Genomic DNA, 22,875 nt, shown 5'->3' on the forward strand with positions numbered 1-22,875 from the left:
GAGCTACCAGGTCTCCGTTTTTTCGGACTGCAAATATACGATTATATCTGAGTTTACAAAACGAAAGACGTTTTTATTTTTTTATATAAAAAAGAACGTTTTGACTAAGTGACCTGGCTGGGGCTCGAACCCAGGACCCCAACATTAAAAGTGTTGTGCTCTACCAACTGAGCTACCAGGTCGGTTTCTTAAATCGAGTGCAAATATAGGGCGTTTAATACTAATTTAACAAACGTTTTGTGAAGTTTTTTACAATTTATTAATTAATCATTTCGGTTTTAAGAACTTAAATTTAGATAAATTTTTAGTTTTTTTTTGAAAGATAGAATTTCGGATAAGAAAACTGAAAAAATAAGCCATAGAAACATCATTTTATATATTTGATAAATGATTTATATACTATATTTGTCATCCAGCAAATCTAAATCTATGTGAACCGAAATTATTTTCGGAACGCTATTTAAAGATTGAAATTTTAGAATGAAGAAGAATATACTATATATTATTATTGCTTTGTTTTCGATAGTGTCGTGTAAAAAATCTGACAACCCAGAGGCAGACGTACCCGATTCTGAATATGCAAACAATTGTAATCAGGAAACAAAAGATGCACATTTGTCTAATTTTGCATTGAAAGAATTAAAGGAATTAATAAAAGATCAACCACAGATTATTCATCAAAAATTGAATGATCGTTGTTTCAAGGTTTCTAAACTTGGAAAAAATTTATACATTCAAAATTCAGATCGTTTAGATTCTTTGAAGATTAAAAACAATAATCAAGGAACAATGTTTTTGAATAAAATAACAGCAATACAGGTTTCACAAGAGATTGTTTATAAATTAACATATTCTTTTCCTATTAAATTCTTGAATCAATATAGAGCAGAAATCAAAAAAGATGCGCCAAAATCTAAATATCATCATTCAAATTCAATCGTTACTAACGAAGATTATCAAGTAACTTATAATGTGGAACGTTATGATGCAAGACGTTTGGAGAATACGTATTCATATCAAATTGATACGTTTGATGGATATGCGAGATTAACTATTTTTTATTCAGAAGACTTACCAGTAGACTAATCATGATTATTTCTTTAGTAGGATATATGGGTAGCGGAAAATCGACTACCGGAAAAGATTTAGCCAAAGCATTGGGTTTCGAATTTATTGATCTTGATGATTTTATCGAAAATAAATATCAAACAAAAATTAGTGAGATTTTTGAAAAAGAAGGCGAATTAGGTTTTCGTAAAAAAGAACGAGAAGCCTTAAAAGAAGTTCTGACTTCAACAAACATTGTGCTTTCTTTAGGCGGTGGAACTCCTGTTTATTTCGATAATATGAATGAAATTGCCAACAATTCAATTTCATTTTTTATGCGTGTACAATTACCACAATTGGTGAAACGATTAGAAAATAAAAAAGAAACTCGACCTTTAATTGCTCATCTTTCTAATGAAGAAATGATGGAGTTTATTGCGAAACATTTATTTGAACGCAATCAATATTATGAAAAGGCAAAATATACAATCAGTATTTCGAACCAAAGTACATTAGAGATTTTGGACGAAATTATGAAACATCTTAAAAAGGAGAAGATTTGGAATTAATCCAAATCTTCTCCTTTTATAATGATACCTTCAGTATCTTCTCCACCCTCTTCTAAATAATCATCCAAATCTCGGCGATCTTTTTTCGTTGGTCGACCTTCTCCTCTTTCACGATAATAATCTTGCGAAAGCTTTCGAAGCTCTAACACTTCATATTCTTCTTTTGGCGTTGTATCCACAATATGCAAGGTTAACAATTTAGCTCCAATTCTATTATTTGGCACTTGCAATACTTTAAAAGATAAATTTATTTGATCTTTTCTCACCTCAATCGCATCACCTGGGATTATATCTCGCGACGCTTTTGCTACATCTCCATTTACTTTTACACGATTTTTTTTAACCGCATCAGCCGCTAAAGATCTCGTTTTATAATATCTAACACTCCAAAGAAATTTATCTAATCTCATTTAAAACTGAATATTTGTTAGGTTAAACTAATAGTTTTATTTATGTTTACATTACCAAATATAAAAAAATTATGAAAAAAACTTTATTTTTATTATCTACAATTACTGTAATAGGTTTATTTTATTCCTGTAACGATGACGAATCTTCTATTAATAACGAAAACAATAATATAACTTCCGAAAAATTTGAATTTAGTTATAATGGAAAAAATTATTCTTCTGAGTTTTATTATACGGAAGATTCTACATTTGTATTAAAAAATACAGAAGCAGATAAAATTTTTAATGAAATAACTTCTAAACAAGATTTTCATTTATATGTAAATGCTAATAAATTAACTTACTATGACAATATTGAAAGTTTTAAAACAAGTCAAAATAGTTTATTTTCAAAGCTAACTCAAGACCTTCCTGGTCCATGTACAGAAAATACTTGCGGAGGAGATATTTTATTAACTAAAGATAATGATTTAAAAGGTGATAGAGTTATTATAGCTTTTTCTCAACTTGGAACAGGCATTCCAAGTTTAAGACAGTACAATTTTAATGATAAATTAACTTCATTCTCAGCTAGAGCTACTCTTGACAAAAGACCTTCTATAACGTTTTATCGGGATGATAATTATGGAGGTGAATCCATTACTTTTAAAAATTGGAATACTGATTATTCTCCTAGTACGCCTGCTAACTTAACAATAATGAATATAGGTCAATATCGTTTAAATAAAAAATATACATGGAATGATCAAGCATCTTCTATTAAAATATATTATGAATAATTTTCAAAAAAAAAATGAGGTAATTACCTCATTTTTTTTTATATATTCGCAATATAAATCGAAATAACATGATAAAGAAATTCTTCGTTACTTTAATTGCATGTTCTGCTGTTTTAGTAGGATGTAATAATGATGATGATAACGGTGTTGATAAAGAAACTAAAATTCCAGTTGAAGAACGTAATGCTTTAGATGATGAAGCGATTCAACAATATATGGAAGATTTTTACTTCAATCCTAAAAATGGAAAACTTACAAAGTTCGATACTATCAAAGGAAACGATGATGATGCCTATCCAACATTAAAAAGTTTAGCAAAACAAGATAACTTAGGAATTTGGTATGCCGAAAATCCAAATCATAAAGGAACTGGAGAAACAATTGTTTCAAACGATGAATCAAAAATATATTTAAATATTGAAGCAAAATCTTTTCGTGCGACAAATAGCACCGATTATAAAAGAAAATATGGTTCTATTGGAGGTCTAATTTATCCATGGAATTCAATAGACGTAAGTGATGGATCTTCAATTCAAGATCCATATTACTATTATTTTACACCAACAGAGACAGAAGCTAAAAACGGAGTAAAAAGAGAACATAGAGAATTAAAAAACTTTATAGAAGGATTAAAACATTTCAAAACAACAGAACGTTCTACAAACGATTTGTATAACTTTCAAGGTGTAATCATTTTACCTTCTCGTTTAGCTTATGCACGAAATAAATACTACGTTTCTGGATCAGGACTATCTGATTACTCATCATTCAGAGACCTTACAATAGTTTTCAATTTCGAATTACCTAAAATCGAAAAAAGAACAACAAAATAATTATCTTCAAAACAAGATAATCTTACAAAAACCATCTGTATTGATGGTTTTTTTTTATCTTTAAATTTCAAAATGTATTAGAATTAAACCTAAAAAATGAGTATAATAAAATCTATTATCGATAACGATTTCTATAAATTCACCATGCAATTTGGCGTTACAAAATTGTATCCAGATGTAATGGCGCGCTATAAATTCATTAACCGTGGTGAACATCAATTTCCTGAAGGTTTTGCAGAAGAATTGCAAAAAGAAATCAATGCAATGGCTTCACTTGCTTTAACCAAAGACGAAAAAGACTTTTTCACAACAAATTGCCCTTATTTGAGTCCTGCTTATTTAGACTTTTTGCAAGGTTATCGTTATGATCCAAATGAAGTAAAAATCACCCAAAATGGTGCTGATGTAGAAGTTCACGTAGAAGGATATTGGTACCGCACAATTCTATGGGAGGTTCCAATTCTTTGCTTAATTAGTGAAGTTTTTTACAAATTAACTAATGCAAAACGCATCACAAACGAAGAAATCACAAAACGTACAAGCGATAAAGTTGATTTATACAATCGTCTTGGCGTTACAGTTGCGGAATTTGGTACCCGTCGTCGTCACAGTTACGAAGTTCATGATGTCGTAATGAAAGAATTAACAAACCATAAAGGAAAAAGCTTTGTTGGAACTTCGAATGTTCACTTTGCGCATAAATATGGTGTAAAACCAATTGGAACACACGCTCACGAATGGTTTATGTTTCATGGTGCACGTTACGGATTCAAAATTGCGAATTCAATCAGTTTAGATCGTTGGGTAAAAGTTTATTATGGTGATTTAGGAATTGCTTTGACAGATACGTATACGTCGGATGTTTTCTTTGGACAATTTGATAAAAAACTATCTAAATTATTTGATGGCGTTCGCCACGATTCTGGAGATCCAATTGAATTTGGAGAAAAAACAATTGCGCATTACGAAAAAATGGGCATCAATCCTTTATTCAAAACGATTATTTTCTCGGATGGATTAAATTCAGAAAAAGTGGAAATGATTACAAAAGCTTTCAAAGGAAGAATTGGATTATCATTTGGAATTGGAACGAACTTAACAAATGACACTGATTTAAAACCTATGAATATCGTGATGAAATTAACCGAAATTTCTTCGATAGATATAAAATGGACTGGTGTTGTAAAACTTTCGGACGAAAAAAATAAACACACAGGAACTCCACGTATGATTGCTCTTGCAAAAGAAATGTTAGATTTAGATGACATTCCATCGCATGATGCGCCAGAAAATGATTAAGAATTTTCTTAAAAATGGATTTTTTTTGTATTTTCAACATATAAATAACATTAAATGAAAAAGTTTTTAATTCTATTCCTACTTTCGAACTTAGTATTAGCACAAGTTGAAGAAATTAAATATGAAGTAATATATAAATCAAAATTCTCTGAATTCGCTTTAAATAAATTTAAAGAAGATAAAAGAACTAATATAAATCGTGAAGATTTTTTACAAAAAACTCAAAATCCAAAACCAAGTTATTATACACTTACAAATGATAAAAAGTCATCAAAATTAGTCTATGAGAGTTCTATAAACAATGAGCAAAATTCAAATTTGGAAGTTAATATAAAACCTTTTGGAAGCGGACCTATTTACAAATTTTCTTCAAAAGATAGTATAAATAGTTACACAGAGTATCCAATTTTAGGTAAAAATATTTTTACAAAAAAGGAATTACAAAAATTAATTTGGACAAAAATAAACAATGATTCTATCATCCTAAATTTTAATACAAGACAATATAAAGCGGAAAATCAAGATGCTACATATACAATTTGGGTAACTAATCAACTACCTAACAATTTAGGTATTTCTGATTTATTTTTTCAAGATGGATTTATTCTAAAAATAAAAATAACAAAAAAACCAACTCAGGTTTTTGATTATGAAATCATTGAAGCTTATCCGTTAAGTATAAAAACAAAAAAAGTTAAAAATTATAAAGAGTTAGAATTAAGAAATATTAATATATACTCGGAATTACAAATTAAGGATATGTATAAAAATTTTAACTCAACTCCTATTCAATAAAAAATGGAACTCAATATTGAGTTCCATTTTTGTTATCATTTAATATAATGAAAGATTATTTATTCATTAAATCTTCGATTTCTTCTGCTTCTAACGGAATATTTTGCATCAAGTTGAAAGGTTTTCCTTCTTTCTGAATTACATAATCATCTTCCAAACGAATTCCAAAACCTTCTGCTGGAATATAGAATCCTGGCTCGTTTGTGAAAACCATTCCAGCCACAAAATCATCAGTCAATAAACCATAATCATGTGTATCTAATCCCATATGATGAGACGTTCCATGCATCATGTATTTTTTGTAAGCTGGCCAAGCTGGATCTTCGTTTTGTACATCTGCTTTATCCAACAAACCTAAACCTAACAATTCAGAAGTATAAACTTTTCCTAATTCTTCATGGTATTTGTACCAATTATTCCCAGGAACTAACATCGTTTCCGCTTCTTTTTTACAACGTAAAACTGCGTCATAAACTTCGCGTTGGCGTTTTGTATATTTTCCATTAACTGGAATTGTACGTGACATATCTGATGAATAATTTGCATATTCAGCTGCAACATCAAACAAAATCAAATCACCGTCTTTACATTCTTGATTATTTTGAATATAATGCAACACATTTGCATTATTTCCAGACGCAATAATTGGCGTGTATGCAAAACCTTTTGAACGATTACGAAGAAATTCGTGAACAAACTCAGCTTCGATTTCGAATTCCCAAACTCCAGGTTTTACGAAATTTAAAATACGACGAAAACCTTTTTCTGTGATATCACACGCTTGTTGAATCAATTGAATTTCTTCTGGTTCTTTTACAGAACGTAAACGTTGCAAAATAGGATTTGAACGTAAATAAGTATGTCCAGGATAATCTACTTTCAATTGTTTTACAAAACGATCTTCGCGCGTTTCTACTTGAGGTGCTTCTGTTACGCGATAATGCTCATTTTTATTTACATAAACATTATCTGCTTCTACCATCAATTTGCGCAAAACATTTGGTAAATCTTGTAACCAAAGTACAGTTTTGATTCCAGAAACTTCTGTTGCTTGAGCTTTTGATAATTTTTCTCCTTCCCAAACTGCAATATGATCGTTTGTTTCACGAACAAATAATACTTCCTTATATTTAGGATCGTAAGCGTCAGGAAAAATTAATAAGATAGATTCTTCTTGATCAACTCCAGATAAATAAAAAATATCACGATGTTGTGCAAACGGTAACGTAGAATCTGAAGAAATTGGATAAATATCGTTAGAATTGAAAATAGCAAGAGAACGAGGTTTCATTGCTTTTACAAATTTCGCTCTGTTCTTTACGAATAACTCGCTTGGAATAGGATTGTATTTTGTTGTCATAAAATTTTACATTAATTATTATGACCAAATTTAAGAAGATGTTTTTAGAAAAAAAAGGAAAACCCTCGCAGAAACGAGGGTTTTAACCTTAACCAACCTAAACCTATGAAAAAGCCATTAGCCTTTTATGTTGACAAATGTAAGCTACTTTTTTTAAACTGCAAATTTTTTTTTAAAAAAGTCAATATTTTTTTAACGTCAATATGATAAAACGATAATATTCAATAAATAAGGTTTTAATAAAAATTCAATAAATATTCATTTGTAATATTTGGATTATTATTTATATATTTGCACCTCGAATTTTAGTATAAATAATAACTTAAAAGAAGTTAAAAATGACACATTACGAAACTGTTTTCATTTTGACTCCCGTTCTATCTGATTCTCAGGTAGAGGAAGCAGTTAATAAATTCAATGACTTTGTTACTGCTAACGGTGGTGAAATCGTAGCAAAAGAGAACTGGGGCTTAAAAAAATTAGCTTACCCAATTCAAAACAAAAGAAATGGATTCTACCACTTAGTAGAATTTAAATCAGACAATAACGAGTTAGTTTCTCAATTAGAAGTTGCTTACAAACGTGATGAGCGTGTAATCCGTTTCTTAACTGTGAAATTAGACAAACACGGTATGGACTGGGCAGAAAAACGTAGAACAAAATTAAAGTCTAACTCTAACAAATAAGCAAAGCTATGGCAATTGACGATTTAGCAAAAAAAGCAGCTGGAGGTAGCGAATCAGAAATCCGTTATTTATCTCCTTTAGATATCGAAACACAATCAAACTCAAAATATTGTCGTTTCAAAAAATTTGGAATCAAATACGTTGACTATAAAGACGCTGATTTCTTAATTCAATTCGTGAATGAGCAAGGTAAAATTTTACCTCGTCGTTACACAGGAACATCTTTAAAATACCAAAGAAAAGTTTCTAAAGCGATCAAAAGAGCTCGTCACTTAGCATTAATGCCATTTATTGGTGATCAATTAAAATAATAACCTAAATATTAAAATATCATGAACGTAATTTTAAGACAAGATGTAGAAGGTTTAGGTTTTGAATTTGAAGTTGTTTCAGTAAAACCTGGATACGCACGTAACTTCTTAATCCCTCGTGGATTAGCATCAGTTGCAACTCCAAATAACGTAAAAGCATTAAACGAAGTTTTAGAAGCTCGTAAAGCAGAAGAAGCTACATTAATCGCTGCAGCAAAAGAAAAAGCAGCTAAATTAGATGGTTTAGTTGTTAAAATCGACGCTAAAGTTGGTTCTGGAGACAAATTATTTGGATCTATCAACAATGCAGATTTAGCAGAAGCTTTAGTAAAAGCTGGTGTTGAAATCGAGAAGAAAAACATTAGAATCCCTGGAAACACTATCAAACGTTTAGGAAAATACGAAGCTAAAGTTCGTTTCCACAGAGATGTTGAAGTAGATTTCGGATTTGAAATTGTACCAGATGCTGCATCTATCAAAGCTGCTGAAGAAGCTGCTAAAACTAGAGCAGAATTAGCTAAATTAGATGCTCAAAAAGCAGCTAACGCTAATAAAGAAGAAGGTTCTTTCTTTAACTTCGATAACCCAATTTACGCTAACGACAAAAAAGCGAAAAAAGAGGAAGTATCAGAAGAAGTTGCTACAGAAGAAGCTCCATCTACAGAAGAATAATTATTATTCAACTATATATAAAAAAACCTCGCAATTGCGAGGTTTTTTTATGCTTTTATTTTAGATAATCTAACGTATTTACTTCTTTAAACTTTGGCGAACGTCGTAAGAAATCTTTGAAGAAAGCCGTATGCGTAGCACCCATTAATACAAAAATACGATCGTCTTTTGTAATCGGCACATTGTTCATATTTGAGAACATAGCTAAATTTCTATGATAATATTTCGCCGCTTGCTCTGCTCCTACTGGATATTTTTTGTATGAAACCGTCGTTAACATATCCGCATTAACTGCAACAGAAAAATCTAAAAATTCTGGTTGATTATAGTACTGCAATAACTCTTTTAATTTTACATCTTTTTTTGTTACTCCATTTTTCGATTCATTATTTCGGAACATTTCAATGTATCTTTTGAATGTAATCGAATCATCTTGCTCTTTCAACAAATCACCAAGCATATAAAGATAATCTTCTTGATAATTAATTCCGTAAATTTTCTTCGATCCGCTTAGTCTCCCAACTTCATAAGCCAATAACTCAACTTCGTTTGGATTTTCAAACTTCATTTTAGGATTAAGTAAATAATCTTGAAAAAGTTTATTCAACACTTTATTGCGAGAAGGATTTTGTTCAACTAAAATAATTGTAGGTTTAAAAGCCGCAATCTGCTTTGCTATTTCATGTATTTGACGAACATTATCTTGGTTATTCTCATCAAATTCAGTCGTACTTGCATCTGGAGTATATCCCATGTGAAAAGTTCCCATATTAAGAACTGGAATAGCATCATCAAATTTTGTTTGAAATTGATATTTTGTTTGAGCAGATAAATTCATAGTACCAATAAATGTAGCAATTGCAATAAATAAGTTTTTCATTTGAGTTAATTTTTAATTATGATTCAAATTTCTATGATTCTGAAAAAATTGACTTTTATTTATCGACTAACCCATTTGAATAATCGACGAATCACTTCACTTTTATGTAGAAAAGAATCTAATTTTACAAAAAACAAAAACAATGGAAGATGATAAAAAAAATTTAAGCTTCTCAAATCAAAAAAGCGTATTTATACTTTTAGGTTTTTGGGTTATTTACATTCTGTTTGATTACATAACAATTGGATTAGTTAATCTAACTAACGGAAATTCATTTTTTAAATCAATTACATTATTTGCATCAACAATGTATATTGTTCAGTTAATTACAATTTTTATTATCTATTTTTTTATTGCCCCCTATTTTCTTAAAAAAATAAATTGGAAATCGATATTATTCTCTATAGTATGTTCCTTTACAACATTCATTATTGTTCGTTATTTTATTGAGCAAATTATTACAGATTTTTTGTTCCATAAAGTCAATTATTTTGAAGGAACAACGATTAGTTTTTACATTTACGACAATTTACATTATGGTTCTTTTATCGTTTTTTCGTCACTTTTTTTATGGATGACATTTCATTCAATCCATACACTAAAACAAAATAACATCATTGAAAAAGAGAAAAAAGAAGCTGAAATTAATTTTTTAAAATCTCAAATAAATCCTCATTTTTTGTTTAATACACTCAATAATATTTATAGTTTGGTGAGTGTAAATTCTCCTCATTCGTTAAAAGCAATCGAAAATTTGAGTGCAATTATGCGTTTTACAACCTACGAAACCAATAAAGATAAAATTGAAATTGAACGAGAAATTGATTACATCAATCAATATTTAGATTTGGAGCAGATTCGTTATGGAGAAAAATTTTATGTCGAAAAAGAATTTTTGATTGAGAATTCTAAAAAATTAATTCATCCATATATTATTTCGCCTTTAATCGAAAATGCAATAAAACATGGTGTTGTAAAAGACATTAATCATCCAATTAAAATCAATTTAAAAACTAATTCTGAATACCTTGAGATTTCCGTTTCAAATAAAATTAATCAACATCAAAAAGATGAAACTTCAGGAATTGGATTAACGAATTTGAAAAAAAGATTGAATTATTATTTCGGAAATAATTATACTTTCGAAATTAAAAACGATTATGAAACCTTTCATATTTACTTAAAAATTCCATTAAATGACGAAAATTAAGTGTATTATTTTAGACGATGAACCTTTAGCTGTTGAATTATTGAAAAAACATGCTTCTGAAAATGAAAATTTAATTGTTTCACTTGCAACAACTGAAGTTTTTGAAGCAATTGATTTTCTCAAAAATAATAAAGTTGATCTTATTTTCACAGATATTCAAATGCCCGAATTGACTGGAATTCAGTTGATGAAAATCCTTGATCATTCTCAGAAATTCATTGTCACAACAGCTTATCAAGATTATGCTTTAGAAAGTTTTAATTTTCATGTGGTTGATTATTTATTGAAACCTATTACGAAAGAACGTTTTGATGCCTCTATAAAAAAATATGTTGATTTTTTTCAAACGACATCAACTAAAAATCAGTCGACTTATTTGTTTGTAAAAGCAAATGGAAAGCAAGTAAAAATTAATTTTTCAGATTTAATTTACATTGAAGGTTTGAAAGATTATATTCGAATTCATACCAAAACTGAAAAAATATTAGTCTTAGAAACCATGAAGTCTTTCGAAGAAAAATTACCAAATCATTTCAAAAGAATTCATCGTTCGTATATCATCAATCTTGATTTTTTAACTTCTATTGATGGAAATTCTGTTTATCTCAATCAGAAAATTTTACCAATTGGAGAAACTTATCGAAAAGAAATGAAGGATTTTGGTTAAGAATTATTAAGAACAAAAAATACTTGTCTTTTCGAGCTTGTCGAAAAATCTCAGATTCTTCATTTCGTTAACACTGCATTCAGAATGACAATAACAAAAAACTCCAACTTTAAAGGTTGGAGTTTTTTGTTTATATATTTCTTGTTCGTTGTATCAGCAACATATCAGCCAAAACCATCGCAGCTAAACTTTCTACAATAGGAACGGCTCTTGGAACAACACAAGGATCGTGACGACCTTTTCCATGCATTTCTACCATTTTGCCATCTGCATTCAACGTTGTTTGTTCTTGCATTAATGTCGCAACTGGCTTGAAAGCAACTTTAAAATAAATATCCATTCCATTTGAAACTCCACCTTGTATTCCTCCAGAATAATTGGTTCTTGTTGTTCCATCTTGGTTGAATTGATCATTCATTTCTGAACCTTTCATCGATGTAGAAGCAAAACCTTCGCCGTATTCAAAACCTTTTACGGCATTTATCGACATCATTGCTTGCCCTAAACGCGCGTGCAATTTATCAAAAATTGGTTCACCTAAACCAACTGGCACATTTTGAATAACGCAAGTCACTTCACCTCCAATTGTATCTCCTTCTTTGCGAATTTCTTTGATACGATCAATCATTTTTTCTGCCATTTCTAGATCTGGACAACGTACTGCCGTATCTTCAATTTTAGAAAAATCTAATGTAGAATAATCATTATCCAACTTCAACTCACCCACTCCGCTTACATAAGCCGTAATAGTGATATTTGGAATCACATGTTTTGCAACAGCGCCACCTACAACCCAATTCGCCGTTTCGCGCGCAGAAGTTCTTCCTCCACCTTTATGATCGCGAACACCATATTTGGTTTCGTATGTAAAATCGGCATGAGAAGGACGAAAAACGCCTTTGATATGATCGTAATCGTGAGATTTTTGATTATCATTCGGAATAATAAACCCGATAGAAGCACCTGTTGTTTTTCCTTCAAAAATACCTGAAAGAAATTGTACTGTATCTGGTTCTTTTCGTTGTGTCACAATTGCAGATTGCCCTGGCTTACGACGATCTAATTGTGCTTGTATCCAATCAAAATCTAATTCGATTCCACTTGGAACGCCATCAATTACACCTCCAATCGCTACACCATGACTTTCGCCAAAAGTTGAAATTTTAAATAGTCTTCCGAATGTATTCACAATAGTATATGAGTTTTTGTTTTTATTTTTCGAATTGATAAATCACTGCATTAACATTCATTGTAGCTCCAACAGAAGCTAAAATAATTTTATCATTTGCGTGAAATTGATGAGGAGCTAATTCTCCTTTTTTGATTAAATCAAACATTGTAGGAACCGTTGCTACAGATGTATTTCCTAAGAATTGAACCGTCATTGGATCAATTTTTTCTGGAACAGCCACACCATATAATTTGTATAAACGCTCTATCATCGCATGATCCATTTTTGCATTTGCTTGGTGCAATAAAATTTTATCAATATCAGTAATTGATAAATTTGTTTCGTCTAACAATTCTTTTATTGCTGGTGGAACATTTTTTAATACGAATTCGTAAACTTTACGACCTTTCATATTAATTGTTTTGATTGAACCTTTATAGTCTGGATTAGCAGAACGTCCATTTGTCAAATAAGCCAATTCATCACCTGTATAACTTAAAGTTTCATGATTGATGATTCCATATTTATAGTCAGCTTCTTTTGCTTCCAAAACCACTGCTCCTGCTCCATCTGCAAAAATCATCGCAGAACGATCATGTGGATCTACAGCACGAGATAACGTATCAGAACCAATTACCAAAACTTTCTTTGCAATATTTGCTTGAATAAATTGATGTCCTAAAATCAATGATTCTATCCAACCAGGACAACCAAATGTCATATCATAAGGCTTACATTTTAGGTTTTTGATTCCTAAATTGTGTTTCACTTTTGCCGAAATTGACGGCATAATATCAATTTGATGACCAACAGGATCAATATCTCCAAAGTTGTGCCCAACGATTATATAATCTAATTCTTCTGGATTAACGCCAGATTCTTCAATTGCTTTTTTAGCTGCAAAAGTTGCGATATCAGAATTTAATAAATCATCTTCTACATATCTTCTTTCTCTGATTTCTGTAATTTCCTCAAATTTACGCGTAATTTCTTCACCAGTTTTATCCAAACGATTTCCACTTTCGTCATAAAATTCGTGGTTAACAAAATCTTCGTTCGTAACAATTCTATTTGGTAAATAGTGTCCAGAACCTGTAATTACAGAGTTTATCATATTAATATTGTTCAATTTTAATAAAAAAATAATAGCGACAAAGTTACACATTTCATTAAAATAGTCATGAAAAATATGTAATAACTCATGCCGAAATTAATAAAGTATAATTAATTTAGCAGCATGAAAAAAAATCCTTCATTAATTGGTCTTTTAATCGTCTGTGGATTAGCTGCTTTGATCGTTGTTGTTTATAACACTTTTTTGAGCAAAAAAGATGGGTATGTGATTGACAATCCATCAAACAAAACCTTGACAATCAAAATTAACGATAAAGATTTTACAATTGCACCGCAACAAAATGCAAGAGTAGACCTGAAAAAAGGAAAAGCGCATATCGTTTATAGTTTTAATAACAAAAATGTAGATACAGTTGTAGATATTACAAGAGCAAATGGTTTTATAAATCCAACGCATCAAGAATATTATACATTTACACGACCTTATGGTGTTAGAAAAAACAAAGATTCTATCTTTTTATCAAACAATATTGCAATAGATAACAAGGTTTATCACGGAATTATCGAAAAATCTTCTCAATTATACATCGAAAACTTTTACTACAACATCGATCAGGATTATCCTAAGATGTTTATAAAAAGTGGCGGAAGCGAGAAAGCAACTGATTTATCGAAAATATTTAACAAAGAAGATTTTAAACAATTTTATTTCGAGAATTACGAATAAGATTTAGATTTTATAACTTTACAAAATGGCAAATCATCAACACGATGCAGTAACTCCTTACGAAGCATCAGATCTAAATAAAAAGAAACAAGTCGAGCAAATGTTCGATAATATTTCGCCAAAATACGATTTATTAAACCGTGTTTTATCAATGGGAATAGATATTCAATGGCGAAAAGATGTCATCAAAATGGTAAAAGCTTCTCAACCAAAAACGATTTTAGATATCGCGACTGGAACAGGAGATTTAGCGATTATGATGGGTAAAAATATCGATGCAAAAATTACTGGATTAGACTTATCTAACGGAATGTTGGAAGTTGGTCGCAAAAAAGTAAAAGAAGCTGGATTAGAAAATCGTATCGAAATGGTACAAGGTGATTCGGAAAATTTACCTTTTCCTGATAACACTTTTGACTGTGTAACCGTTTCTTTTGGTGTTCGTAATTTTGAAAACTTAGAGAAAGGTTTAGCAGAAATTAATCGTGTTTTAAGACCAGGCGGAACTTTTGTTATTTTAGAGTTTTCTTATCCTACAGCTTTCCCAATGAAACAATTGTACACGTTTTATTCTAAAAATATTTTACCTGCAATTGGTAAAATGGTTTCGAAAGATCAAAGTGCTTATACCTATTTACCAGATTCAGTTCGTGCTTTTCCACATGGAGAAGAAATGAAAAACATCCTGAAAAGTGTAAAATTTACACAACCTATTGATAAAAAACTTACTTTTGGTATTGCAAGCATTTATAAGAGTATAAAATAAAATTGCTTGTTATTCGTTGAAAGTCTATGAGAAAAAATCTAATCATCGCATTATCGTTAACTGTTGCTAGCATTGCAAATGCGCAGTTTCGCCCTAATAATGACAGAAGCGAAAACAGAACTGAAACTGATCAGAAAAAATTTAGTTTTGGATATTTCTTGGGAACTAATATGATGAGTTACAAGATTGTTCCTAAAGCTCAAACAAATCCGTTACCAGGAACTCCTCAAACTCCAGAAGATGATGGAGTAAATGAACACGGTTTAGTTTATTTAGATCAAGAAAGTAAAGCTGGTTTCTCTGTTGGATTAATCGCAAAAATGCGAGTAAATGATTATATTGATTTAAAATCAGAACCAGGATTGCATTTTGCTCAACGTATTTTACATTTTCGTAATGCCCCTTTAGCTGGTACATCAACTGGTACTTATGAAGGAGATTTAGAAGATTCTAATGTAAAACGCGAAGTAAAATCTACTTATATCGAAATTCCATTGTTACTTAACTTTCACGGAGATCGTTGGTTCAATACACGTCCATACATTCAAGGAGGTTTGGGTTATCTAATGAATTTACAATCTAACGAAAATAAGGAAGACGATAACGCAACTGGAGTTTTTAGAACAACAACGAATAACTTTAACTGGCAAGCTGAAATTGGAGTTGAAATTTATTTCAAACGATTTAAACTTACACCAGCTCTAAAAGGTATGTTCTTCTTTAATAATGAAATTGTTCCTGATAAACCTTCTACAGACCCTTATTGGACAGGAAGCTTGAATTCATTATCAACCAGAGCATTTGTTTTTTCTCTAAAATTTGAATAAAAATTAAAAGTCATAATCACAAAATAATAAAAACCATAAATAAATAATCACATGAATTTTCAATTATCGGAAGAACAATTAATGATTCAAGAAGCTGCTCGTGATTTCGCTAAAGCCGAATTATTACCAGGAGTTATCGAACGCGATGAAACATCTACTTTCCCAACTGATGCAGTAAAAAAAATGGGAGAACTTGGATTCTTAGGTATGATGGTTGACCCAAAATACGGAGGATCTGGTTTAGATAGCGTTTCTTATGTCATTGCAATGGAAGAAATCGCTAAAGTTGATGCTTCTGCTGCTGTTGTCATGTCAGTTAACAACTCTTTGGTTTGTGCTGGTATGGAAAAATATTGTAACGAAGATCAAAAACAAAAATATTTAGTACCATTAGCTTCTGGTCAAGTGATCGGAGCATTTTGTTTATCTGAGCCAGACGCTGGTTCTGATGCAACTTCTCAAAAAACTACTGCGGTAGATATGGGAGATCACTATTTATTAAATGGAACAAAAAACTGGATTACGAATGGTGGAACAGCTTCTACTTATTTAGTAATCGCTCAAACTGATCCAGAAAAAGGTCACAAAGGAATCAATGCTTTCATCGTAGAAAAAGGATGGGCAGGTTTCGAAATTGGACCAAAAGAGCAAAAAATGGGAATCCGTGGTTCTGACACACATTCATTATTCTTTAATGATGTAAAAGTTCCAAAAGAAAACCGTATCGGTGAAGATGGATTTGGATTTGCTTTCGCAATGAATGTCTTAAACGGAGGACGTATCGGTATTGCTTCTCAAGCATTAGGTATTGCTCAAGGTGCTTATGAATTAGCGTTAGATTATGCAAAAATTCGTAAAGCATTCAAAACAGAAATCATCAATCATCAAGCTGTTGCATTCAAATTAGCAGATATGGCAACTAATATTACAGCTGCTCGTATGTTATGTTTCAAAGCTGCGGTTGAGAAAGACGAAGGAAAAGATATTTCTATTTCTGGTGCAATGGCAAAACTATTTGCTTCTAAAACAGCGAACGAAGTTGCTTCGGAAGCCGTTCAAATTCATGGAGGAAATGGTTATGTTCGTGAGTATCATGTAGAGCGTATGATGCGTGATGCAAAAATTACTCAGATTTACGAAGGAACATCAGAAATTCAAAAAATTGTAATTTCGAGAGGAATTGCTAAATAATTTTAGATAAATATAATTATTTTTATCTTTATGAGACATTTGTTAATGACAGATGTCTTTTTTTATTTATTTAATCAAAAAACAATACGTCGTATATTTGTGGCGGAAAAAATATAAAGAAGATGAAAATTTTTAGATTCGGACCAAAAGGTCAGGAGAAATCAGGTGTAATCATCGATGAGAAAAAATTCGATGTTTCAGCATCTGGAATTATTTATGATGATGATTTTTTTGGAAATACAGAAAAACAAGAAACTTTACAAAAATATATCGAGCTTAACATTAATAGCTTGCCATTAGTTGAAGATGATGTACGTATTGGTACACCTTTAACTCGTCCAGGAAAAATTGTTTGTGTAGGTCTTAACTTCGATGATCACGTAAAAGAAATANNAAACAGGTTTACAACAACAAGCAGAACCGATTATGTTTATCAAAGCGAATCAATCGTTTAACGGACCAGAAGACGGAATTATGCAACCAAATGGTTCTACAAAAATGGACTGGGAAACAGAACTTTGTATTATTATTGGTGAAAAAGCAAATAATGTAACGGAAGAAGACGCAATGAATCACGTATATGGTTATGCATTGATTAATGATATTTCTGAACGTGCTTTCCAAACAGAACGTGGTGGTACTTGGGACAAAGGAAAAGGATGTGATACATTTGCACCTGTTGGACCTTTTATTGCAACAAAAGACGAAATCGAGGATGTAAATAATTTACGTGTTTGGTTAAAATTAAACGGAGAATTAATGCAAGATGGTAATACAAGTGATTTTATTTACCGTATTCCTAAATTAATTTCTTACCTATCTCAATTTATGTCTTTCTTACCAGGAGATATTATTTCTACAGGTTCTCCAGCAGGATCAGGAATGGGGAAAACACCTCAAGTTTGGTTAAAACCAGGAGATGTTATCGAATATGGAATTGAAGGTTTAGGTTCTACAACTCAAACTATTTTACCTTTCTCAAGAGGTTAAAATAAGATATCTTACAATAAAAACCGTGCAATTTAAATTTTGAATTGCGCGGTTTTTAAATTTTGTTTAGCATCATACTTAATTGATTAAACGATAAAATGAATACTTTTTTATGTAATCTGTTAATCATTTTAAAACAATCAATCGGTTAAATAGAACGTCTAATTCGAAAAAAATATTGGATATTCAATTAATTAACGTAATTTTGCAAACGGTTTTGACAACCGTCTAAATGGTACAAATCCATCAAAATGATGAATAATTCCTAAAATCTTTTGGGAAAACAGAATCATTTTGTACATTTGCACCCCGATCGGATTGTCGGTAATTTATAAAATATTAAAAATCAAGATAGTGGACACGTTAAGTTACAAAACTTCATCAGCCAACAAAGAAACTGCTCAGAAAGAATGGGTAGTTGTGGACGCTTCTGACTTATCATTAGGTCGTTTAGCGTCAGGTGTTGCGAAGCTTATCAGAGGTAAGCACAAAACAAACTTCACTCCTCATGCAGATTGTGGAGATTATGTAATTGTTTTAAACGCTGACAAAATTCAATTAACAGGTAACAAATGGGATGACAAATTATACATCCGTCACACAGGTTACCCAGGTGGACAAAGATCTTTAACTGCGAAAGAAGTTTTTGCAAAAGATCCTGTACGCTTAATCGAAAAGTCAGTAAAAGGAATGTTACCTAAAAATAAATTGGGTAGTAAATTATTGACTAATTTACATGTATTTGTTGGTACTGAGCACAATCACGAAGCTCAACAACCAAAACAAATCGATATTAACGAATATTTATAATCTAATTCCATGGCAATAGTTCATAAAATCGGACGTAGAAAAACATCTGTTGCTCGTGTATACTTACAAGAAGGTAATGGAGAAATCTTCATTAACGGGCGCGAGTTAGCAATCTACTTCCCTACGGCAGTATTACAATACAAAGTAGAACAACCATTTTTAATCACTGGTACAAAAGAGAAATACAATGTAGATATCAAAGTATTTGGTGGTGGAATCACTGGTCAGGCTGAAGCAATTCGTTTAGCAATTTCTAGAGCTTTATGTGAAGTTGACGCAGATTTTCGTTTACAATTAAAACCAGAAGGGTTATTAACACGTGACCCACGTATGGTTGAACGTAAAAAATTCGGTCAAAAGAAAGCGCGTAAGAAATTCCAATTCTCTAAACGTTAATTTATTCAATTCATTAAAAAATCCATTTTCCGTTGGTTTAGCATCTAAACAAATAAGGCTAGAATTTTTCGACCACTTGTTTGTTGCTTGTTGAGATAACGGAACGTAAACTAAAAAAAAGAAAATGGCAAAAGTAAATGTAAAGGACTTATTAGGTGCTGGTGTGCACTTTGGTCACTTAACAAGAAAATGGAATCCGGCTATGGCTCCTTATATTTTTATGGAGAAAAACGGAATCCACATCATCGACCTTCACAAAACTGCAGTGAAATTAGATGAAGCATCTGAAGCTTTAGGAAAAATTGCTGCATCTGGACGTAAAGTTCTTTTTGTTGCAACTAAAAAACAAGCGAAAGATGTTGTAGCTAAGCATGCTGAAGAAATCAACATGCCTTATATTACAGAACGTTGGCCTGGTGGGATGTTAACTAACTTTGTTACTATCCGTAAAGCAGTTAAAAAAATGAATTCAATCGATCGTATGAAAAAAGACGGTACGTTTGAAACACTATCTAAAAAAGAAAGATTACAAGTTGATCGTCAAAGAGCATCTTTAGAGAAAAACTTAGGTTCTATCGCTGATATGACACGTTTACCATCTGCAGTATTTATTGTAGATATCGTACGTGAGCACATCGCTGTAGCTGAAGCTCAAAAATTGGGTATTCCAATCTTTGCAATGGTTGATACAAATACTGACCCACGTCAAGTAGATTTCCCAATCCCTGCAAATGATGATGCTTCTAAATCTATCGATATCATCTTATCTACAGTAGCTGATTCTATCAAAGCTGGTTTATCTACACGTAAAGCAGAAAAAGAAAAAGCAAAAGAAGGTAAAGAAGAAGGAGCTGAAACAAAAGAAGCTTAACATTAACTTGATGATCAATTCATCGATATAATATACCTTGTAGCTCCTACACCACTTTGTGGTGTACGAGCTACTTTTATTTAAAATATTAAGAAACAAAATAAAAATATTACTATGAGCTACAAAGCAACAGCCGCTGAGGTAAGTAAATTAAGAAACGCAACTGGTGCGGGAATGATGGACTCTAAAAAAGCTTTAGAAGAAGCTGGTGGAGATTTCGATAAAGCTGTAGAAGTTTTACGTAAACAAGGACAAAAAGTAGCTGCTAAAAGAGCTGACCGTGATTCTACAGAAGGTGCAGTTATCGCTAAAGTTAACGCTGACCAAACTAAAGGTATCGTTATCGCTTTGAACTGTGAGACTGACTTCGTTGCTAAAAATGAAGCTTTCGTTGCTATGGCTAATGAAATCGCTGATTTAGCTTTAACAGTTAACTCTAAAGAAGAATTATTAGCTTTACCATTCGCAGGAATTACAGTTGGTGAAAAATTAACTGAGCAAACAGGTGTTATTGGAGAAAAAATCGAAATTGGTACTTTCCAAGCTATCGAAGGTGCTATCGTTAATTCTTACATCCACGCTGGTAACAAAATTGGTGCTGTAGTTTCTTTATCTGCTAACGTAGAAGGTGCTTCTGAAGTAGCTCGTGACGTTGCTATGCAAGTTGCTGCTATGAACCCAGTAGCATTAGATGAAACTTCTGTTGCTCAATCTGTAATTGATACTGAATTATCTATCGCTAGAGAAACTTTAGTTGCAGAAGGTAAACCAGAAAACATGATTGAAAACATCGCTCAAGGTAAATTACAAAAATTCTTCAAAGAGAATACATTAGTTCACCAAGCGTCAATCAAAGACGGAAAAACTTCTGTTCAAGATGTCGTTAAAGCTGTTAACGCTGACTTGAAAGTAACTGGATTTATCCGTTACAGCTTATAATAAGTTTATAATTTTTATTATATATCTTAAAGTGATGCTAAAATTTAGCATCACTTTTTTGTTTGGTATATAATTTGAAATGTTTGTTTTATAATTATTTATTTTTATATTTGTTAGGATTACAAGCATATGAAACACTTTATACTATTTATAACTATATTTTTATTCACCATAACATCTGCATCAGCTCAGTCGAGATTTGATCAGGACAAAGGCTCTGTTAGTATTTATCCAAATCCTGCGAGTTCTACGTTTACAATAAAATTTGATAATCCATCGAAAGCAAGTTCGGTGTCGATATATTCGATTATTGGAAATGAAGTAATGAATAAAAAATTAGACGGAAGCCAAAAAGCAAACTTTAATGTACAAAGTTTGAAAAAAGGAAAATACATTGTTCGCGTTTTTAATGAAGATGGAACAACAGAAACACAATCGTTGATTAAGAATTAAAATTATTCATATAAAACAAAAAAGCTTCTCAAAAATTTGAGAAGCTTTTTTTATGTCGTTACTCGAAAGTCTATTTCGCTTTCTTGTAATTATCTTCAACTTGTTTCCAATCCAAAACATTGTTAAACGCTTTCAAATAATCATCGCGTTTGTTTTGGTATTTTAAATAATAAGCATGTTCCCAAACATCAATTCCTAAAATTGGCGTTCCTGCAACCTCTGCTCCTGGCATCAATGGATTATCTTGATTTGCTGTACTTGTAACTGCCAAACTTCCGTCTTCTTTCACAACTAACCAAGCCCAACCAGAACCAAAACGTTTAGAACCTGCTTCGTCCAATTGTTTCATCAATTCTTCTGTAGAACCAAATGTTGCATCAATCTTCGCTTTAAGATCTCCTGTAGGCGCTTTCTGCGGCGTTGGAGACATAATATCGAAATATAACATGTGATTGTAATATCCACCAGCATTGTTGCGTAAAGCAGCATTATTCATATCCATTTTTTTCAAAATGTCTACAATATCATTCGATTTGATATTTGCTTCTTTCAGCGCTGTATTCAATTTGTTGATGTATCCTAAATAATGTTTAGAGAAATGAACTTCCATTGTTTTTGCATCAATGTATTCGTTCAATTCATCGTAACCATATTTCAAAGGTTTAATTTGGAAAGTTCCTGGGTCAGCTTTAACATCTGTAGGATTTCCAACAGGCTCTGCAGCAGCTTGCACTGTATCTTGTTTTACAACTTCTTTAGTTGTTGAGTCAGCATTTTCTTTCTTCGTTTCGCATGACTGAACAAAGAAAAGAACACCCAAAACTGACATCAAAAATATACCCTTTTTCATCTTATTCTTTTATGTAGTTTACTTATGATATTAATATTTCTACTAAAATATACTAAAACTATCGAATATAAAATTGATTTCTTTTAATTTTCTGTTAAAATGGAGATTAGAATGTATTTTTATTACATTTATAATAATTAACACGAAACAAAATGACGATTAAAAATCTATTTGCAATCATAATCAAATTGATTGGTTTTTTCTTTATTATAGAAACTTTTATAACATTTTTTCCCGAGCAAATCAATCTGTTAATGAACTTTGATGTAATATTTCCTGAAGAAATAAAAAG

Annotated in this window: 25 protein-coding genes, 1 tRNA gene and 2 pseudogenes; 21 read left to right on the plus strand and 7 right to left on the minus strand. The window is 31.2% G+C overall.

What is annotated here, in order from left to right:
• Positions 1-109 precede the first annotated feature (109 nt).
• Positions 110-182, minus strand: a tRNA-Lys gene (locus B2217_RS08520).
• A gap of 298 nt (positions 183-480) precedes the next feature.
• Here B2217_RS08520 and B2217_RS08525 point away from each other — a divergent pair.
• Positions 481-1,086, plus strand: a complete 606-nt coding sequence (locus tag B2217_RS08525) for a hypothetical protein (RefSeq protein ID WP_115001390.1) — start codon at positions 481-483, stop codon at positions 1,084-1,086.
• Between the two features lie 2 nt (positions 1,087-1,088).
• The gene (locus B2217_RS08530) at positions 1,089-1,616 is read left to right on the plus strand and encodes a shikimate kinase (protein ID WP_291122322.1); all 528 of its coding nucleotides are present in this window, start codon (positions 1,089-1,091) and stop codon (positions 1,614-1,616) included.
• On the opposite strand, the gene B2217_RS08535 is transcribed toward B2217_RS08530, so the two are convergent.
• Positions 1,613-2,026, minus strand: a complete 414-nt coding sequence (locus tag B2217_RS08535) for an RNA-binding S4 domain-containing protein (protein WP_038334500.1) — start codon at positions 2,024-2,026, stop codon at positions 1,613-1,615. The two genes, B2217_RS08530 and B2217_RS08535, sit on opposite strands and share 4 nt — an antisense overlap.
• 71 nt (positions 2,027-2,097) lie before the next feature.
• Between B2217_RS08535 and B2217_RS08540 the strand changes: the two genes are divergently transcribed.
• The 4 genes from B2217_RS08540 (at position 2,098) to B2217_RS08555 (ending at position 5,732) form a co-directional block, all read left to right on the plus strand.
• The gene (locus tag B2217_RS08540; RefSeq protein WP_038334498.1) at positions 2,098-2,805 is read left to right on the plus strand and encodes a hypothetical protein; all 708 of its coding nucleotides are present in this window, start codon (positions 2,098-2,100) and stop codon (positions 2,803-2,805) included.
• Between the two features lie 68 nt (positions 2,806-2,873).
• Complete coding sequence (locus B2217_RS08545) at positions 2,874-3,638, plus strand: hypothetical protein (RefSeq protein ID WP_038334496.1); 765 nt, start codon at positions 2,874-2,876, stop codon at positions 3,636-3,638.
• A gap of 96 nt (positions 3,639-3,734) precedes the next feature.
• Positions 3,735-4,937: a nicotinate phosphoribosyltransferase gene (pncB, locus tag B2217_RS08550; RefSeq protein ID WP_291122324.1), complete on the plus strand. Its 1,203-nt coding sequence runs from the start codon at positions 3,735-3,737 to the stop codon at positions 4,935-4,937.
• 54 nt (positions 4,938-4,991) lie between these two features.
• On the plus strand, positions 4,992-5,732 hold the full coding sequence (locus B2217_RS08555) for a hypothetical protein (protein WP_291100927.1): 741 nt from the start codon (positions 4,992-4,994) through the stop codon (positions 5,730-5,732).
• A 55-nt stretch (positions 5,733-5,787) separates the two neighbouring features.
• On the opposite strand, the gene B2217_RS08560 is transcribed toward B2217_RS08555, so the two are convergent.
• A complete protein-coding gene (locus B2217_RS08560) occupies positions 5,788-7,092 on the minus strand; it encodes an aminopeptidase P family protein (RefSeq protein WP_180904959.1) in 1,305 nt (434 codons plus the stop codon).
• A 338-nt stretch (positions 7,093-7,430) separates the two neighbouring features.
• Between B2217_RS08560 and rpsF the strand changes: the two genes are divergently transcribed.
• From rpsF to rplI, 3 genes and pseudogenes are all read left to right on the plus strand, one after another.
• Positions 7,431-7,778, plus strand: a complete 348-nt coding sequence (rpsF, locus tag B2217_RS08565; RefSeq protein WP_038334492.1) for a 30S ribosomal protein S6 — start codon at positions 7,431-7,433, stop codon at positions 7,776-7,778.
• An 8-nt stretch (positions 7,779-7,786) separates the two neighbouring features.
• A complete protein-coding gene (gene rpsR / locus B2217_RS08570; RefSeq protein WP_019976570.1) occupies positions 7,787-8,089 on the plus strand; it encodes a 30S ribosomal protein S18 in 303 nt (100 codons plus the stop codon).
• A gap of 21 nt (positions 8,090-8,110) precedes the next feature.
• A pseudogene (gene rplI, locus B2217_RS08575) lies at positions 8,111-8,608 on the plus strand (50S ribosomal protein L9); the annotation flags it as partial.
• 208 nt (positions 8,609-8,816) lie between these two features.
• Here rplI and B2217_RS08580 read toward each other — a convergent pair.
• Positions 8,817-9,641 carry a DUF5694 domain-containing protein gene (locus B2217_RS08580; protein ID WP_280038012.1) on the minus strand — a complete coding sequence of 275 codons (825 nt, stop codon included), beginning with the start codon at positions 9,639-9,641 and terminating at the stop codon, positions 8,817-8,819.
• A gap of 142 nt (positions 9,642-9,783) precedes the next feature.
• Here B2217_RS08580 and B2217_RS08585 point away from each other — a divergent pair, with 142 nt between their 5' ends.
• A complete protein-coding gene (locus tag B2217_RS08585) occupies positions 9,784-10,851 on the plus strand; it encodes a sensor histidine kinase (protein WP_052217739.1) in 1,068 nt (355 codons plus the stop codon).
• Positions 10,838-11,518 (plus strand): LytR/AlgR family response regulator transcription factor, encoded by a 681-nt coding sequence (locus tag B2217_RS08590; protein ID WP_125348776.1) that lies wholly within the window; start codon positions 10,838-10,840, stop codon positions 11,516-11,518. The genes B2217_RS08585 and B2217_RS08590 overlap by 14 nt, the downstream gene beginning before the upstream one ends.
• 130 nt (positions 11,519-11,648) lie before the next feature.
• Here B2217_RS08590 and aroC read toward each other — a convergent pair whose 3' ends face one another.
• Positions 11,649-12,707, minus strand: a complete 1,059-nt coding sequence (aroC, locus tag B2217_RS08595) for a chorismate synthase (RefSeq protein WP_291122326.1) — start codon at positions 12,705-12,707, stop codon at positions 11,649-11,651.
• 22 nt (positions 12,708-12,729) lie between these two features.
• Entirely contained in the window at positions 12,730-13,803 is a 1,074-nt protein-coding gene (locus tag B2217_RS08600) for a 3-oxoacyl-ACP synthase III family protein (protein ID WP_038334667.1), read from the minus strand.
• Between the two features lie 123 nt (positions 13,804-13,926).
• Here B2217_RS08600 and B2217_RS08605 point away from each other — a divergent pair, with 123 nt between their 5' ends.
• From B2217_RS08605 to B2217_RS08650, 10 genes and pseudogenes are all read left to right on the plus strand, one after another.
• Entirely contained in the window at positions 13,927-14,490 is a 564-nt protein-coding gene (locus B2217_RS08605) for a hypothetical protein (RefSeq protein WP_180904965.1), read from the plus strand.
• Between the two features lie 25 nt (positions 14,491-14,515).
• Positions 14,516-15,256 (plus strand): bifunctional demethylmenaquinone methyltransferase/2-methoxy-6-polyprenyl-1,4-benzoquinol methylase UbiE, encoded by a 741-nt coding sequence (gene ubiE / locus B2217_RS08610; protein ID WP_180904966.1) that lies wholly within the window; start codon positions 14,516-14,518, stop codon positions 15,254-15,256.
• A 26-nt stretch (positions 15,257-15,282) separates the two neighbouring features.
• Entirely contained in the window at positions 15,283-16,083 is an 801-nt protein-coding gene (locus B2217_RS08615) for a porin family protein (protein ID WP_180904967.1), read from the plus strand.
• Between the two features lie 51 nt (positions 16,084-16,134).
• The gene (locus tag B2217_RS08620; protein ID WP_115001412.1) at positions 16,135-17,274 is read left to right on the plus strand and encodes an acyl-CoA dehydrogenase family protein; all 1,140 of its coding nucleotides are present in this window, start codon (positions 16,135-16,137) and stop codon (positions 17,272-17,274) included.
• Positions 17,275-17,396: 122 nt separating this feature from the next.
• A pseudogene (locus B2217_RS08625) lies at positions 17,397-18,264 on the plus strand (fumarylacetoacetate hydrolase family protein).
• Positions 18,265-18,618: 354 nt separating this feature from the next.
• The gene (rplM, locus tag B2217_RS08630) at positions 18,619-19,074 is read left to right on the plus strand and encodes a 50S ribosomal protein L13 (protein WP_038334665.1); all 456 of its coding nucleotides are present in this window, start codon (positions 18,619-18,621) and stop codon (positions 19,072-19,074) included.
• A 9-nt stretch (positions 19,075-19,083) separates the two neighbouring features.
• Complete coding sequence (gene rpsI, locus B2217_RS08635; RefSeq protein ID WP_038334481.1) at positions 19,084-19,470, plus strand: 30S ribosomal protein S9; 387 nt, start codon at positions 19,084-19,086, stop codon at positions 19,468-19,470.
• 124 nt (positions 19,471-19,594) lie between these two features.
• On the plus strand, positions 19,595-20,341 hold the full coding sequence (gene rpsB / locus B2217_RS08640) for a 30S ribosomal protein S2 (protein WP_038334479.1): 747 nt from the start codon (positions 19,595-19,597) through the stop codon (positions 20,339-20,341).
• Positions 20,342-20,455: 114 nt separating this feature from the next.
• Positions 20,456-21,280, plus strand: a complete 825-nt coding sequence (tsf, locus tag B2217_RS08645; RefSeq protein WP_038334478.1) for a translation elongation factor Ts — start codon at positions 20,456-20,458, stop codon at positions 21,278-21,280.
• A 129-nt stretch (positions 21,281-21,409) separates the two neighbouring features.
• Entirely contained in the window at positions 21,410-21,733 is a 324-nt protein-coding gene (locus B2217_RS08650) for a T9SS type A sorting domain-containing protein (RefSeq protein WP_115001418.1), read from the plus strand.
• A 70-nt stretch (positions 21,734-21,803) separates the two neighbouring features.
• On the opposite strand, the gene B2217_RS08655 is transcribed toward B2217_RS08650, so the two are convergent.
• Positions 21,804-22,583 (minus strand): superoxide dismutase, encoded by a 780-nt coding sequence (locus B2217_RS08655; protein ID WP_244957958.1) that lies wholly within the window; start codon positions 22,581-22,583, stop codon positions 21,804-21,806.
• Positions 22,584-22,875 lie beyond the last annotated feature (292 nt).

The organism is Empedobacter sp. UBA7620, assembly GCF_002484185.1.
Taxonomy (GTDB): Bacteria; Bacteroidota; Bacteroidia; order Flavobacteriales; family Weeksellaceae; genus Empedobacter; species Empedobacter falsenii_C.